This is a genomic window from Minwuia sp. IMCC3060 (assembly GCF_029909435.1).
Classification (GTDB): domain Bacteria; phylum Pseudomonadota; class Alphaproteobacteria; order Minwuiales; family Minwuiaceae; genus Minwuia.
Window position 1 is genome coordinate 2,666,212 of sequence record NZ_CP123782.1, and the last position, 13,107, is coordinate 2,679,318.

The 13,107-nt window shown below is 64.6% G+C and carries 14 protein-coding genes; 10 read left to right on the forward strand and 4 right to left on the reverse strand.

All coding sequences use genetic code 11. From position 1 onward, the window contains the following. Window positions 1–24 precede the first annotated feature (24 nt). From QGV54_RS12505 to QGV54_RS12515, 3 genes are read right to left on the reverse strand one after another with little or no spacing between them, the layout of a single operon-like run. Window positions 25–963 (reverse strand): site-specific tyrosine recombinase XerD, encoded by a 939-nt coding sequence (locus QGV54_RS12505; protein WP_281016486.1) that lies wholly within the window; start codon window positions 961–963, stop codon window positions 25–27. Continuing rightward, the gene (locus tag QGV54_RS12510; RefSeq protein ID WP_281016485.1) at window positions 932–2,662 is read right to left on the reverse strand and encodes a hypothetical protein; all 1,731 of its coding nucleotides are present in this window, start codon (window positions 2,660–2,662) and stop codon (window positions 932–934) included. The genes QGV54_RS12505 and QGV54_RS12510 overlap by 32 nt, the downstream gene beginning before the upstream one ends. Continuing rightward, entirely contained in the window at window positions 2,643–2,783 is a 141-nt protein-coding gene (locus QGV54_RS12515) for a hypothetical protein (protein WP_281016484.1), read from the reverse strand. Before QGV54_RS12515 ends, QGV54_RS12510 begins: the two co-directional genes overlap by 20 nt. Window positions 2,784–2,981: 198 nt before the next feature. On the opposite strand from QGV54_RS12515, the gene QGV54_RS12520 reads away from it, so the two are divergent. From QGV54_RS12520 to QGV54_RS12530, 3 genes are read left to right on the forward strand one after another with little or no spacing between them, the layout of a single operon-like run. Next, a complete protein-coding gene (locus tag QGV54_RS12520; protein WP_281016483.1) occupies window positions 2,982–3,554 on the forward strand; it encodes a shikimate kinase in 573 nt (190 codons plus the stop codon). Continuing rightward, window positions 3,551–4,657: a 3-dehydroquinate synthase gene (gene aroB / locus QGV54_RS12525; RefSeq protein WP_281016482.1), complete on the forward strand. Its 1,107-nt coding sequence runs from the start codon at window positions 3,551–3,553 to the stop codon at window positions 4,655–4,657. Before QGV54_RS12520 ends, aroB begins: the two co-directional genes overlap by 4 nt. Next, complete coding sequence (locus tag QGV54_RS12530; RefSeq protein ID WP_281016481.1) at window positions 4,657–5,949, forward strand: HlyC/CorC family transporter; 1,293 nt, start codon at window positions 4,657–4,659, stop codon at window positions 5,947–5,949. Before aroB ends, QGV54_RS12530 begins: the two co-directional genes overlap by 1 nt. Window positions 5,950–6,003: 54 nt before the next feature. Here QGV54_RS12530 and QGV54_RS12535 read toward each other — a convergent pair whose 3' ends face one another. Further along, window positions 6,004–6,516: a transcriptional activator RfaH gene (locus QGV54_RS12535; protein WP_281016480.1), complete on the reverse strand. Its 513-nt coding sequence runs from the start codon at window positions 6,514–6,516 to the stop codon at window positions 6,004–6,006. A gap of 302 nt (window positions 6,517–6,818) precedes the next feature. Between QGV54_RS12535 and QGV54_RS12540 the strand changes: the two genes are divergently transcribed. Genes QGV54_RS12540 through QGV54_RS12570 form a run of 7 tightly spaced genes read left to right on the forward strand, consistent with a single transcriptional unit; the run spans window position 6,819 to window position 13,102 of the window. Then, window positions 6,819–7,199 carry a MarR family EPS-associated transcriptional regulator gene (locus tag QGV54_RS12540; protein WP_281016479.1) on the forward strand — a complete coding sequence of 127 codons (381 nt, stop codon included), beginning with the start codon at window positions 6,819–6,821 and terminating at the stop codon, window positions 7,197–7,199. Beyond that, on the forward strand, window positions 7,196–8,200 hold the full coding sequence (galE, locus tag QGV54_RS12545) for a UDP-glucose 4-epimerase GalE (protein WP_281016478.1): 1,005 nt from the start codon (window positions 7,196–7,198) through the stop codon (window positions 8,198–8,200). Before QGV54_RS12540 ends, galE begins: the two co-directional genes overlap by 4 nt. Beyond that, window positions 8,200–9,288, forward strand: a complete 1,089-nt coding sequence (locus QGV54_RS12550) for a glycosyltransferase family 4 protein (RefSeq protein WP_281016477.1) — start codon at window positions 8,200–8,202, stop codon at window positions 9,286–9,288. The genes galE and QGV54_RS12550 overlap by 1 nt, the downstream gene beginning before the upstream one ends. Continuing rightward, on the forward strand, window positions 9,285–10,256 hold the full coding sequence (locus QGV54_RS12555) for a GDP-mannose 4,6-dehydratase (protein ID WP_281016476.1): 972 nt from the start codon (window positions 9,285–9,287) through the stop codon (window positions 10,254–10,256). The genes QGV54_RS12550 and QGV54_RS12555 overlap by 4 nt, the downstream gene beginning before the upstream one ends. After that, complete coding sequence (locus QGV54_RS12560; protein WP_281016475.1) at window positions 10,249–11,136, forward strand: ABC transporter permease; 888 nt, start codon at window positions 10,249–10,251, stop codon at window positions 11,134–11,136. The genes QGV54_RS12555 and QGV54_RS12560 overlap by 8 nt, the downstream gene beginning before the upstream one ends. Further along, a complete protein-coding gene (locus QGV54_RS12565) occupies window positions 11,136–12,428 on the forward strand; it encodes an ABC transporter ATP-binding protein (RefSeq protein ID WP_281016474.1) in 1,293 nt (430 codons plus the stop codon). Before QGV54_RS12560 ends, QGV54_RS12565 begins: the two co-directional genes overlap by 1 nt. Then, window positions 12,425–13,102: an acyltransferase gene (locus tag QGV54_RS12570; RefSeq protein ID WP_281016473.1), complete on the forward strand. Its 678-nt coding sequence runs from the start codon at window positions 12,425–12,427 to the stop codon at window positions 13,100–13,102. The genes QGV54_RS12565 and QGV54_RS12570 overlap by 4 nt, the downstream gene beginning before the upstream one ends. The last annotated feature ends 5 nt before the right edge of the window (window positions 13,103–13,107 follow it).

Consider the following 13,107-nt stretch of genomic DNA (forward strand, 5'->3'; position numbering starts at 1 on the left):
TCGCTGCCGTGCGCCCGGCGGCGGTCAGCCGGTCCGGCCCCGTCGCGCCAGCGGATGGGTCTCCTCCACCAGGGCCGTCAGCCGCGCCTCCTGCACGTGGGTATAGATCTGGGTGGTGGAAATGTCCGCATGGCCCAGCATCTTCTGCAGGCTGCGCAGGTCCGCGCCACCGGCCAGCAGATGACTGGCGAAGGCATGGCGCAGCACGTGCGGCGACACCTTCGCGGCATCGATCCCGGCATCCCGCGCAAGCTGCTTCAGCGCGATCCCGAACGCCTGCCGTGTCAGGTGGCCACTCGCCCCGCGGGACGGGAACAGCCAGGGTGACGGCTGGCCCTTCTGCAGGAACATCTCCCGGACCTCGAGATAGCGCGCCAGCGCCTCCAGCGCCTCGGGACTCATCGGCGCCAGCCGCTCCCGCCCGCCCTTGCCCCGCACCTGCAGGAAGCGGGGATCGGGTCCTAGCGGGGGATGCGGCAGGGTCAGCAACTCGCTGACCCTGAGGCCGGAGGCATAGATCACCTCCAGCAGACAGGTCATGCGCAGACCCTTGTGATCTGTCTTCGATGCCGCGCAGTGCAGCAGATCGGAAACATCCTCCACCGTCAGCACCCTGGGCAGCGGGCGTGACAGGCGCGGCGCGTCGAGGGCCTGCGCCGGATCATCCGAACGCAGTCCGTCCTGCACCAGAAACCGGTAGAGGCCGCGAATGGCAGAGAGCTTCCGTGCCTGGGTGGATGCGGCCAGCCCGGCCTTTACCATCCCGTGCAGGCAGCGCCTCAGGTCCTCGGCCCGGGCATCAAGCAGACTGCGCCCGCGTGGCAGACCCTCGGAAATGCCGTTCAGATCCCGCCGATAGGCCGCGAGCGTGTTGGCGGCAGCACCACGCTCCGCCGCCAGCATGTCGAGATAGAGGTCGATCAGCCGACCGTCATTCACCGGACCGCCCGGCCTCGGTGGCAATCAGCGCCTCCACCGCCAGCCGCTCCGCCACCGGCGCGAGACCAAGCCGACGCAGCGATCCGACGACACTGGCAAGTGCGACCGGATCAAGTACGCCCGGCCCGGCGGAACCCATCAGCGCCAGGGCAGCCTGAACCGCCTCCCCCGTCCGGCCCGCGCCGGTCGCCAGCACAAGCTGACGCCAGAGCGCAGCGTCTGTCGCGTAACCCGGTACACCATCTGTCGCGGGTGACTGCAGCGCATCGGTCCAGAGTCCCTCCGCCACTGGCCGCCCCACAGCGTCCATCAGCAACAGGATGCGATGCCACTGCCGATCTGCCCCCTCACCCGCCGGGTTGGCATCACGCCAGTTGCCCAACCGCCTGTTGTTCGCCGGATCGATGCCGGAAACCTGCGCAAGCGGCAGCATGGCGGTCTGGGCCAGGACGGCATCACGCTCCCCGGCCGCAGCACGGCGCCGCAGCAGTTCCAGCCAGCCCCGCGCCCTGTCCCTGTCACCATTCAGCAGGTGCATGCGGAACGCGGCTGGTGCGAGAAAGGCCAGGTCGATGGAGGGCAGCAGGCGTTCCAGCGCCGGCGCGGCCAGGGCCGCTGCCATCGGCGCCTCGCCCTGCGACAGGGCAACCGTCCACATCGCGAGCATCGCCTCCGCTCGGGCCAGCTTGCCCTCCGCCCGTGCGAACGCGACTGCCGCCAGACGGAAATCGTCGGCATTCAGGTCCGCGTCGGGTGCGCCCAGGATCAGGGTAACGGCGGCAGGCTGCAGGGTTCCGGTGCGTATCGCGGAAATACCTGCATCGAGCCGCTGGGGTGTCGTCAGCCGGGGCAGGGTTGCCAGCCGCGCTGCGACGGCAGGTGCCAGCCCGGCAAGGGACTTCAGGGTGACCTTCTGTCCAAGACGGAACATGGCGAGGTGCAGCGGCGAAAGCTGCGCGGCATCCTCCAGCTCGACAGTCGCATCGTCGGCCACCGCGTCGGCGAGGTCATCGAAGACGGGATTGCTCCGCCCGGTCTCGTTCAGGATCGTGCGGGTCAGATCCGCGTCCGGGCGCCGACCCGCCTGAAGGTCGCAGAAGACCGACGCACGCTGCCAGAAATCACGGCTGCCGCCCCGCACCTGGGCACCGACGATGTCACAGGCACGCTCGACGTCGCCGCTCAGCAGCAGGGCATCGGCCAGGGGACGGCTGTAGGCAGGATTGTTCAGGTCACCGCCTGATGCGGCCTCCGCCAGCGCCACCGCCGAATCCGCCTCCCCCATCGTGACCAGCAGGGTCATGCGCTGCCCCAGCAGGGCGGCGCTGTCGCTGCCCGACGGCGGCGTCCCGATGGACAGCAGCAGGCGGCGCGCCAGATCACGGGCCGCAGGCGATTCATAGTGGCTCGGCATCCGCCCGTAGAGCGCATGCACGATCCCCGCGGCGGACCCTTCCCAGAGACCGAGCCCCAGGCCACCGGAAGAAGGGCCGAGCAGGCCAGCCGCCGCTTCCCCCGGAGCATCCAGCCGACCAATGACGATTCCACCGGAGGTGACACTCTGGTCCGACGGTGCCTGGGAGGTGCCCCCGGAGTTCACCGTTGCGGGCAGAAGCGATTTCGGGCCGCTATTCTGTCCGCCATCGGCGCTGGTCTGCGCCAGGGCCAGAACGGGCAGGAAAAGGCAGAGCCCGAGCAGGCTGCTAACGCGGAAAACGCTCATCGGGGACCACCTTGCGGGTTTCCTTCGTGGGGGGCGGGATGTCCCAAGTGGCGACAAACACGGCGCCGGCGGCACCGAGCACAATGACCAGCAGGAACAGGAAGAGGAACAGACGTCGCATGGGGCCGTGGGATACTCCGGTCGGTGTGCGATGACGGTGTCGGACAGGCTGTCCATCACCCTATAGAGCTTGACGGACGGTGTCGGCAGTGTATCGACGGGGTAACAGGCTTTCAATTGCAGTCACCAGCGCTGCATCGCAACTGAAAACGACGAAGGACACTGCAGTTTCATGGTTCGGGAGGCGGCTCAAGGCGTGATGTTCCAGGGCACGGGAGAGGCCCGGGAAGACGACCGGCGCTCCCTGGTGCTTGTCGGTCTGATGGGCGCGGGCAAGAGTACCGTGGGTCGCCGCCTCGCGCAGCGCCTGAACCTGCGCTTCGTCGATGCCGATGACGAGATCGAGGCTGCGGCCGGAATGACCATCCCGGAAATCTTCGATCGCTATGGCGAGGCGCATTTCAGGGACGGGGAACGCCGGGTCATCAGACGCCTGCTGAGCGAACCCCGCCAGGTCATCGCCACGGGGGGCGGCGCCTTCATGAATGATGAAACACGGGCTCTCATTGCCGCCGAAGCAACCTCCATATGGCTCAAGGCAGATCTGGACACCCTCGTCCGGCGCTGTGCCAAGCGGACGGACCGCCCCCTGCTGCGCGGGCGGAACCAGCGTGAGACACTGGCTGCGCTGATGCAGCAACGCTACCCGGTCTACGAGACATCGGACCTGATGGTGGAAAGCGGCGGGGATACCCATGACGTGGTGGTCAACCGGATCATCAGCGCATTGGGAAAGCCTGTCGGTTCCGATGACGGTACGGTGCAGCCATGACGGCCATGGTGCATGTCGCACTGGGTGCGCGGTCCTACGACATCCACATCGGCACGGATGTGCTGGCGCAGGCCGGACAGTTCATCGCCCCGCTTCTGCGTCGTCCCCGCATCGCCATTGTCACGGACGAGAATGTGGCGAAGGCCCAGTTGCCTGCCCTGAACGATGCCTGCGCCGCAGCGCGGATCGAGACGGTCTGCCTGACGCTGCCCGCTGGCGAAGCCACCAAGGACTTTGCCCAACTGGAGCGGCTGACACGCTGGCTGATATCGGAACGCGTCGGACGCGACGACATGGTCGTGGCCCTGGGCGGCGGTGTCATCGGTGATCTGACCGGCTTTGCGGCGGCGATCCTGCGACGCGGGACCGGCTTCATCCAGATTCCGACCACCCTGCTGGCGCAGGTCGACAGTTCCGTCGGCGGCAAGACCGCGATCAACACGCCAGAGGGCAAGAACCTGGTCGGTGCCTTTCATCAGCCGAGCCTGGTGCTGGCGGATACCTCCACCCTGGACAGCCTGCCCGAGCGCGAGGTGCTGGCTGGCTATGCGGAGGTGGTGAAATACGGCCTGCTGGGTGACAGGGCGTTCTTCGAATGGCTCGAAGTCCACGGCAGGGAGGTCATCGCAGGTGATCCCGCCGCACGGGAGGAGGCCGTCGCCAGAAGCTGTCAGGCCAAGGCCGATATCGTGGCGGCGGATGAGCGCGAGAACGATCAGCGCGCCCTGCTGAACCTCGGCCATACCTTCGGCCACGCGCTGGAGGCGGAAGGCGGCTATGATGGACGCCTGCTGCATGGCGAGGCCGTGGCCATCGGCATGGTGCAGGCCCTGGAGTTCTCCGTCAGCCAGGGTCTCTGCCCCGGACAGGACGCGGAGCGCGCGCGCCGCCACCTGCAGGCCGTCGGCCTGCCGACCCGCCCGTCAGACCGGGGTCTGGGCGATATTCCGGTCACGCGATTGCTCGACCATATGGCACAGGACAAGAAGGTACGCGACGGACGCCTCACCTTCGTTCTGGCGCGTGGCATCGGCGAAGCCTTCGTCACGCGCGATGTAGATGCAGCAAGGCTGCAGTCCTTTCTCGAAACGGAACCGAACTGATGGAAAGCGCCGGCACTGAAATGTCCTCGATCGACTGGAGTCTGGTTCTCTCCATTGCCGCCATTGTCCTGCTGCTGGTGATGTCGGCGTTCTTTTCCGGCTCCGAAACCGCGCTGACCGCATCCTCGCGGGCGCGGATGCATCACATGGAACGGCTGGGCAACAAGAAGGCGCATCTGGTCAACAGACTGACAGAGGACAAGGAGCGGCTGATCGGGTCCATCCTGCTCGGCAACAACCTGGTCAATATCCTCGCCTCTGCGCTGGCGACCAGTGTGCTCATCGCGCTGGTGGGCGACGCCGCGGTCGCCATTGCAACGGTGGCGATGACGCTGCTGGTGCTGATCTTCGCAGAGGTGCTGCCCAAGACATATGCGATCCGCAACCCGGACCGTTTCGCCCTCGCCGTCTCCCCCGTCGTGGCCTTTCTGGTCCGCGCCCTCTCCCCGGCCGTGATCGCGGTCGAGGCCATTGTCCGTGTGGCCCTGCGCGTGATTGGCGCCAGGCAGGACGGCGACGACACCTACGACGTGGCCGATGAGCTGCGCGGGCAGATCGAACTGCATCACCGTGAAGGCGGCGTGCGCAAGACGGCCAAGGACATGCTCGGTTCCATCCTGGAGCTGGATGACGTGTTCGTCTCCGAGATCATGATGCATCGCAGGCGCATCAAGACCCTGAACATCGACGACCCGCCGGAGGCAATCGTCGGTGCCGCGCTGGACAGCAACTTCACCCGCATTCCGCTCTGGCAGAACGATCAGGAGAACATCGTCGGCGTTCTGCACGCCAAGGATCTGGCCCGCGCCCTGTCGAAGAACAATGGTGATGCCGCGACACTCGACATTACCGCTGTGGCGCGGGAGCCCTGGTTCGTGCCGGAGACGGCTTCCCTGCGCGAACAGTTGAATGCGTTCCGTCGCAGGCGCGCGCATTTCGCGCTGGTGGTGGACGAATATGGTGCGCTGAAGGGCATCGTCACGCTGGAAGACATCCTGGAGGAGATCGTCGGTGACATCTCCGACGAACATGACGCGGTGACGGCCGGTGTCCGTCCGCTGCCGGACGGCGCCTACGAGGTCGAGGGCTCCGTGACCATCCGCGACCTGAACCGCAGGTTCGACTGGAACCTGCCGGATGAAGAGGCATCGACGATTGCCGGGCTGGTGATCTATGAGGCGCAGGTCCTGCCGGAGATCGGCCAGGTCTTCCGGTTCCATGATTTCACGTTCGAGATTCTGGAGCGTCGGCGACACCGCATCAATCGCCTGAAGGTCACGCCGCCCGAGTGAGGTTACGCCGAAGAACCGACAGCTGACGCGGGCCGACAGTGAGAACGGAACCGTTCAGGCGATGCGCATGCTGTCGGGACCCAGACTGACGCGGGTGGTCCGTCCCATAAGGTCGAGCAGGACCCAGACGCGCTGATCGGGATCAATACGCTCGACCCTGCCAACGAAATCGGTGAAAGCGCCAGCGGTGACCCTGACCGCATCACCGGTCCGCACGGTGACCTCCGCCAGCAGCTTGCCGTCGGCATCACAGCGCCCCAGAAGGGATGTCATCAGTTCATCCGGGACCGGTGCGGGTTTCGCGCCAAAGCTGACCAGCCGGGTGATGCCATAGGTGCTGTTGATGGCACTCCATCCCCCGGCATCCATGTCGAAGGCGACGAAGAGATAACCGGGAAACAGCGGCCGGGAGCGGGTGACGAAACTGCCGCCCTGCCGGGTCGTCAGGTCATGCAGGGGCAGGAATGTGCGAAAGCCCTGCCGATCCAGATTGCGCAACGCGATGCGCTGACAGTTGGGTTTCAACTGCGCCAGATACCACCGCTCAGCAGTTTCGGTCGCCGCCATCGGCCTCTCGTTCGGTCAAGTGATTGCTCAATAATGAACATTGCATCTGCGGTTGTGGATTTGAAGTGCGAAGCGTCACGTCAGGTGCGTCATCATGGCCCGTGAACCGCGGCTCCATAAGCTGTCACAAGGCTTGCCTGCCACATATCGCTCAATTATGAACGCGGCATGATCTGCACCGATTCGCAGGCTCACCGCCCCTATCCGCCCCCGCAACGTCACCGGCGCACCGCAGTGCAGACCGGTGCGGTAGCCGTGGTGAACCAGATTCCGCAGCAGACTACAAGGCCCGTCGCCCGCTGATGGCCGGCAGTCGCAAGACATCGCAGGAAGATGTGCATTTCCGCGTACTTCGCCTGCTGGAGGAAAATCCGGAGATGAGCCAGCGCGATCTGGCACAGGCCGTCGGGATCAGTGTCGGCGGCGCGCACTATTGCCTCAATGCGCTGATCGAGAAGGGGTGGGTCAAGATCGGCAATTTCTCCGCCGCGCGGGACAAGCGCCGCTATGCCTACATCCTGACACCAAAGGGCATTTCGGAGAAATCAGCCCTCACCGGGCGCTTCCTGAAACGGAAGATGGCCGAATATGAGGCGCTGAAGGCCGAGATCGATGCCCTGAAGGTCGAACTGGAACCGGACATCGACCAGTCCGTGCCCCAGAAGCAGGCGCAGCAGAAATGACCCGCGTACTCGTCACAGGCGGCGCCGGCTACATCGGTGCCCATACCTGCAAGGTGCTGGCAGCGGCGGGGCACGAGCCGATCGTGTATGACAATCTTGTCCATGGTCACCGTCACGCCGTCCAGTGGGGACCGTTCGCGCAGGGCGACATCCTGGACCGCGCCAGACTGGATGAAGTCATCGCCGAACATGCGCCGGAGGCCGTGATCCATTTCGCCGCCTTCGCCTATGTCGGCGAGTCGGTGACCGATCCCGGCAAGTACTATCGCAACAATGTGGCAGGCAGCCTGAACCTGATCGAGGCGATCCGCGATCACGGCATTGCGCACATGGTGTTCTCCAGCACCTGCGCGACCTATGGCGTGCCGGAGAGCGTTCCGATCACGGAAGATGCACCGCAGCATCCGATCAATCCCTACGGCCAGTCGAAGCTGACGGTGGAGCGGATGATGGCTGATTTCGAGCAGGCGCACGGTCTGGGCTGGATCGCCCTGCGCTACTTCAATGCCTCGGGCGCGGACCCCGATGGCGAGACCGGTGAGGATCACACGCCGGAAACACATCTGATCCCGCTGATCCTGGATGCCGCGGCCGGGCGACGGGCCGCCATTACCGTCTTCGGCGATGACTACGACACGCCGGACGGCAGCTGCATCCGTGACTACATCCATGTCACCGACCTGGCCGATGCGCATCTGCGTGCGCTGGAGGGGCTGCAGCGCGGCCTGCCCTCCGGAGCCTTCAATCTGGGCAACGGCACTGGCTATTCCGTCTTCGAGGTCATTCAGGCGGTGGAACGCGTCACCGGCCTGACCGTGCCCGTGGAGATCGGCCCGCGCCGCCCGGGCGACCCCGGCCGCCTTGTCGGCAGCGCCGAAAAGGCCCGTCGTGAACTGGGCTGGCAACCACGCTTTGCTGCACTGGACGAGATCATCCGCACCGCCTGGAACTGGCACGGGAAGCTCCACGGTCGCACCGAAGCAACAGGCTTGCGCGCCTGATGCGCATCTATGCCCTGATCACGGATGCCTATGGGGGGCACGGCGGCGTCGCGGTCTACAATCGCGACCTGCTTTCCGCCTTCCTGCAACACCCAAGGGTGACCGAGGTGATCGCGGTTCCCCGGGTGATCAGTCACACCATGGAGGCCCTGCCGGAAGGGCTGACCTATCGCACCGGTGCGGCCGGTGGCGTTGTCCGGTTCCTCGCGACCATCGTCAGGGACCTGCCACGCATCGCGCGGAGCGACATGATCTACTGCGGACACCTGAACCTTGCGCCCCTCGCCTGGGCACTGGGCAAGCTGTTCGGCCGACCGGTGCTTGGCGCCCTCTATGGCATCGAGGCCTGGCGTCCCTCCAGCCGTCGAATGACAGCCTGGGCCAGCCGCCACCTCGCCCGGTACTATGCCATCAGCAACTATACCCGCGACCGTTTCACTTCCTGGTCCCGTGTCCCGGACGCGCGCATCGACCTGCTGCCCAACGCGATCCATCTGCAGGACTATGCCCCGGGCGAGAAATCCGAGGTGCTGGCGGCGCGCTTCGGCCTGCAGAACCGCAAGGTCCTGCTGACGTTCGGGCGCCTGGTCTCGAAGGAGCGTGCGAAGGGTTTCGACGAGGTGCTGCAGGTGCTGCCGACCCTGGTGGCCGAAGATCCGTCCATCGCCTATCTGATCGCCGGCGACGGCGACTACCGGCGGCGGCTGGAAGACCGGGTGGCCGAGCTGCACCTTGGCGAACATGTCGTGTTCACCGGCTTCGTCGAGGAAGCGGAGAAGGCTGATCTCTATCGCCTCGCCGACCTGTATGTCATGCCGAGCCGGGGCGAGGGCTTCGGTTTCGTCTTCCTGGAGGCCATGGCGAGCGGCGTCCCCGTCATCGCCAGTTCGACCGATGGCAGCCGCGACGCGGTGCGTGACGGCCAGCTGGGCGAGATGGTCGATCCGGACCGGCCGGAGGAACTGCTTGGCGCCATACGGCGCGGCCTGAACGCACCGCGCGGGGTGCCCGATGGCCTTTCGTACTTTGCCTTCGGCCAGTTTGCCGAGCGCGTTCGCGACATTCTGGACGGGATGGTGAAACGGTGAGCGGCCAGGTAACGGCCCTGATCTGCGGGGTGTCCGGCCAGGACGGGGCCTATCTGGCCCGGCTGCTGCTGGACAAGGGCTATCGGGTCATCGGCACCTCCCGCGATGCCACGACCAACAGTTTCACTAACCTGGAACACCTGGGCATCGCGGACCGGGTCGAGACCGCCTCCATGGTTCTGACCGACTTCCGCAGTGTGCTGCAGACCCTGAGCCGCTTCGAGCCCGACGAGATCTACAATCTCGCCGGTCAGAGTTCGGTCGGCCTCTCGTTCCAGCAGCCGGTCGAGACGCTGGACAGTATCGCGGGCGGCACCATCAACCTGCTGGAGGCGGTGCGCTTCACCGGGCGTCCCATGAAGCTCTACAATGCCGGTTCCAGCGAATGTTTCGGTGATACCGGCGGCAAGGCCGCAAACGAGGATACCGCCTTCCGTCCGCGCAGCCCCTATGCGACCGCCAAGGCGACAGCGCACTGGGCGGTCGCGAACTATCGTGAAGCCTATGGCCTGCACGCCTGCACAGGCATCCTGTTCAATCATGAATCACCGTTGCGGCCCGCCCGCTTCGTCACGCGCAAGATCGTCAACGGCGCCTGCCGTATTGCCCGCGACGGCGGCGGGGTACTGCAGCTCGGCAATCTCTCGGTCAGCCGGGACTGGGGCTGGGCACCGGAATATGTCGATGCAATGTGGCGGATGCTGCAGACCGACGCGCCGTCGGACTATGTCATCGCCACCGGCACCAGCCATACGCTGCAGGCCTTCTGCGATGCGGCATTTGCCGAACTCGGCCTGGACGCCGCCGCACATGTCGAAATGGATGAAGACCTCAAGCGCCCTTCGGACATCGCGTTTGGCCAGGGCGATGCCAGCCGGGCCGCCCGCGACCTTGGCTGGACAGCGGGATATCGGATGAAGGACATCGTGAAGGCCATGGTCGAGTCAGAGAAAGCCCTGCATGACTGAGACAGACAAGATCGCGACGGGCCTGCCTGCCACGCAGGCTGATGTACAGTGGACCCGTGTCATCCAGCCTCAGCGGGGCCTGTTCTCCGTCCCACTTGCGGAGATCTGGGCCTACCGTGACCTGCTGCTGCTGCTGGTGCGACGCGATTTCGTTGCGCTCTACAAGCAGACAGTGCTGGGGCCGATCTGGTTCGTCATCCAGCCCGTGATGATGACCATCGTGTTCACCATCGTCTTCGGCAACATCGCCAACATCTCCACCGATGGTGTGCCACACACGGTCTTCTATCTGGCCGGGATCACCATGTGGACGTTCTTTGCCGATGCCTTCACCAAGACATCCGAAACGTTCATCATCAACGCCAACATCTTCGGCAAGGTCTACTTTCCCCGCGTGATCGTGCCGCTCTCGGTGGTGCTGTCGGGGCTGCTGAAGTTTGCGGTCCAGTTCACCATCCTGGTCGGTTTCGTCGCCTATTTCGCGGCGACGACGGAGATCGTGCGTCCGAACTGGGCCGTGCTGCTGCTGCCGGTCCTGTTGCTGATGATGGGCACGCTGGGTCTCAGTCTCGGCATGATCATCTCCGCCCTGACCACAAAGTACCGGGACCTGCGGTTCCTGATGCAGTTCGGGGTCCAGCTGCTGATGTATGCGACGCCGGTGATCTATCCCGTCTCGTCCCTGCCCGAGGCCTATCGGGTCTACATCCTCGCCAACCCGATCACGCCCATCGTGGAGACCTTCCGCTATGCCTTTGTCGGCCGGGGAGACTTCGACCCGATGCATCTGGCCTACAGCGGCGGTGTGATCCTGGCCCTGCTGATCCTGGCGACGGTGATCTTCAATCAGGTCGAGAAGAATTTCATGGATACCGTCTGATGAGTACCCCGGCACTCAGGGTCGAGAACGTGTCCAAGATGTACCGTCTTGGTGAGGTCGGCACGGGCTCTCTGTCGCACGACCTGAACCGGGCCTGGGCACGTCTCCGCGGCCGCCCCGATCCCTATGCCCTGGTCGGTGCGGTCAATGACCGGGCCTCAGAAGGTACCCGCGATTTCGTCTGGGCCTTGCGTGACATCAATTTCGAAGTCGGCCAGGGAGATATCGTCGGCATCATCGGCCGCAATGGTGCGGGCAAGTCCACACTGCTGAAACTGCTCTCACGGGTCACTGCCCCTACCGAAGGCAGCATCTACATCAACGGACGCATCGCCAGTCTGCTGGAAGTCGGCACCGGGTTTCACCCCGACCTGACGGGGCGGGAGAACATCTTCCTCAACGGTGCCATCCTGGGCATGAGCAAGCAGGAGATCCGGTCCCGCTTCGACGAGATCGTCGAATTCTCCGGCTGCGCGAAATACATCGACACGCCCGTGAAGCGCTATTCCTCCGGCATGCACGTCCGCCTCGCCTTCGCCGTCGCCGCGCATCTGGAGACCGACATCCTGATCGTTGACGAGGTGCTGGCCGTCGGCGACGCCGAGTTCCAGCAGAAATGCCTCGGCAAGATGAAGGACCTGAGCACGAAGGGGCACCGGACCGTGCTGTTCGTCAGCCACAACATGGCCGCCGTCAGGCAGCTCTGCCCCCGCTCGATCCTCATGAACCAGGGCACGGTGGTGAACAGCGGCGAAACCAATGCGATCATCGAACAGTACATGACGCTGGGAAGCACCGCCGCGCGCATTGTCACCTGGCCGAAGGAACAGGCCCCGGGCAGCGAGGGAGTCAGCCTGCGCGGCATCTATGTGAAGAACCATCTCGGCCAGACCGAGGGTGCCCTTGGCAGTGACGAGGACATTCTTGTCGAGGTCGACTATGAACTCGACGCCCCACGGGGCGACTTGCGTGTCGGCATCAGCCTGTTCAATTCCGAAGGCACCCTGATCCTGATCAGCAGCGACTATGAAGCAGGCGGTTCCGGCGCCATCCGTCCGGAGGGCCGCCACAGCAGCACGGTGCGCATCCCGGGCCACATGCTTCTGGATGGCAAGTACACCGTGGGGGTCGGCATAGAGACCCCCCGCATTCAGGATTTCGTGAGCGGGGAGACCTGCGCATTCGAGATCGACGAAATGGTTCATGACGGCTGGGGACCAAAACATGCAGTCCGGATGCCCGGGGTGATTCATCCCAGTCTGGAATGGACAGCAAGCCAGGCATCCGAATGAAACTGCAGTACCGCAACAAGTTCGGGTCCCTGCCCGTTCGCATCCTGCGGCGGTTCGGGCGCGCATTGCGGCGAACGGGCTACAATGCGCTCGTCCTGTTGCCAGGATTCCGTTTCCTGAAGGCATACGAGGGCAAGCAGGGTCCGATCACGCTCTCGATCTGGTTCATGCAGAAAGTGCTTGGTTTCAATCGTGCCGCCTATTGGGGTGTCCATTTCACCAGCAAGGTGACCCAACCCAAGCAGATCATCGTCGGCAGGAACACGAACCCCGGGATAGAACCAGGATGCTACATTCAGGGCATCGGCACCGTGATCATCGGAGACTATACCGCGATCGCAGCGCGCACTTCGATCATCAGTGCCAATCATGACCTGTACGACCTCAACAAGCACCTGCCCGGTCGCGTCGAGATTGGGTCGAATTGCTGGATCGGGGTCAATTGCGTGATCCTGCCCGATGTAACCTTGGGTGATTTTACGATCGTCGCCGCCGGCAGCATCGTCACAAAGCCCTTTCCTGAAGGCTATTGCGTCATTGCAGGGAACCCTGCCCGGAAGATCCGGGACCTGGATAGGGAACGCTGCCACCCGCGCAACGAAACCGACCCCTACATCGGCTATATGCCTGCGGCTGAATTCGAAGCCTACCGGGCGGCCTATCTATGGACCTGAAGGAT

Bases quoted from the DNA above. Each gene is read 5' to 3' on its own strand.
- QGV54_RS12510 (WP_281016485.1), bottom strand. From the start codon at position 2,662: ATGAGCGTTTTCCGCGTTAGCAGCCTGCTCGGGCTCTGCCTTTTCCTG.
- QGV54_RS12515 (WP_281016484.1), bottom strand. From the start codon at position 2,783: ATGCGACGTCTGTTCCTCTTCCTGTTCCTGCTGGTCATTGTGCTCGGT.
- QGV54_RS12520 (WP_281016483.1), top strand. From the start codon at position 2,982: ATGTTCCAGGGCACGGGAGAGGCCCGGGAAGACGACCGGCGCTCCCTG.
- aroB (WP_281016482.1), top strand. From the start codon at position 3,551: ATGACGGCCATGGTGCATGTCGCACTGGGTGCGCGGTCCTACGACATC.
- QGV54_RS12530 (WP_281016481.1), top strand. From the start codon at position 4,657: ATGGAAAGCGCCGGCACTGAAATGTCCTCGATCGACTGGAGTCTGGTT.
- QGV54_RS12535 (WP_281016480.1), bottom strand. From the start codon at position 6,516: ATGGCGGCGACCGAAACTGCTGAGCGGTGGTATCTGGCGCAGTTGAAA.
- QGV54_RS12540 (WP_281016479.1), top strand. From the start codon at position 6,819: ATGGCCGGCAGTCGCAAGACATCGCAGGAAGATGTGCATTTCCGCGTA.
- galE (WP_281016478.1), top strand. From the start codon at position 7,196: ATGACCCGCGTACTCGTCACAGGCGGCGCCGGCTACATCGGTGCCCAT.
- QGV54_RS12550 (WP_281016477.1), top strand. From the start codon at position 8,200: ATGCGCATCTATGCCCTGATCACGGATGCCTATGGGGGGCACGGCGGC.
- QGV54_RS12560 (WP_281016475.1), top strand. From the start codon at position 10,249: ATGACTGAGACAGACAAGATCGCGACGGGCCTGCCTGCCACGCAGGCT.
- QGV54_RS12565 (WP_281016474.1), top strand. From the start codon at position 11,136: ATGAGTACCCCGGCACTCAGGGTCGAGAACGTGTCCAAGATGTACCGT.
- QGV54_RS12570 (WP_281016473.1), top strand. From the start codon at position 12,425: ATGAAACTGCAGTACCGCAACAAGTTCGGGTCCCTGCCCGTTCGCATC.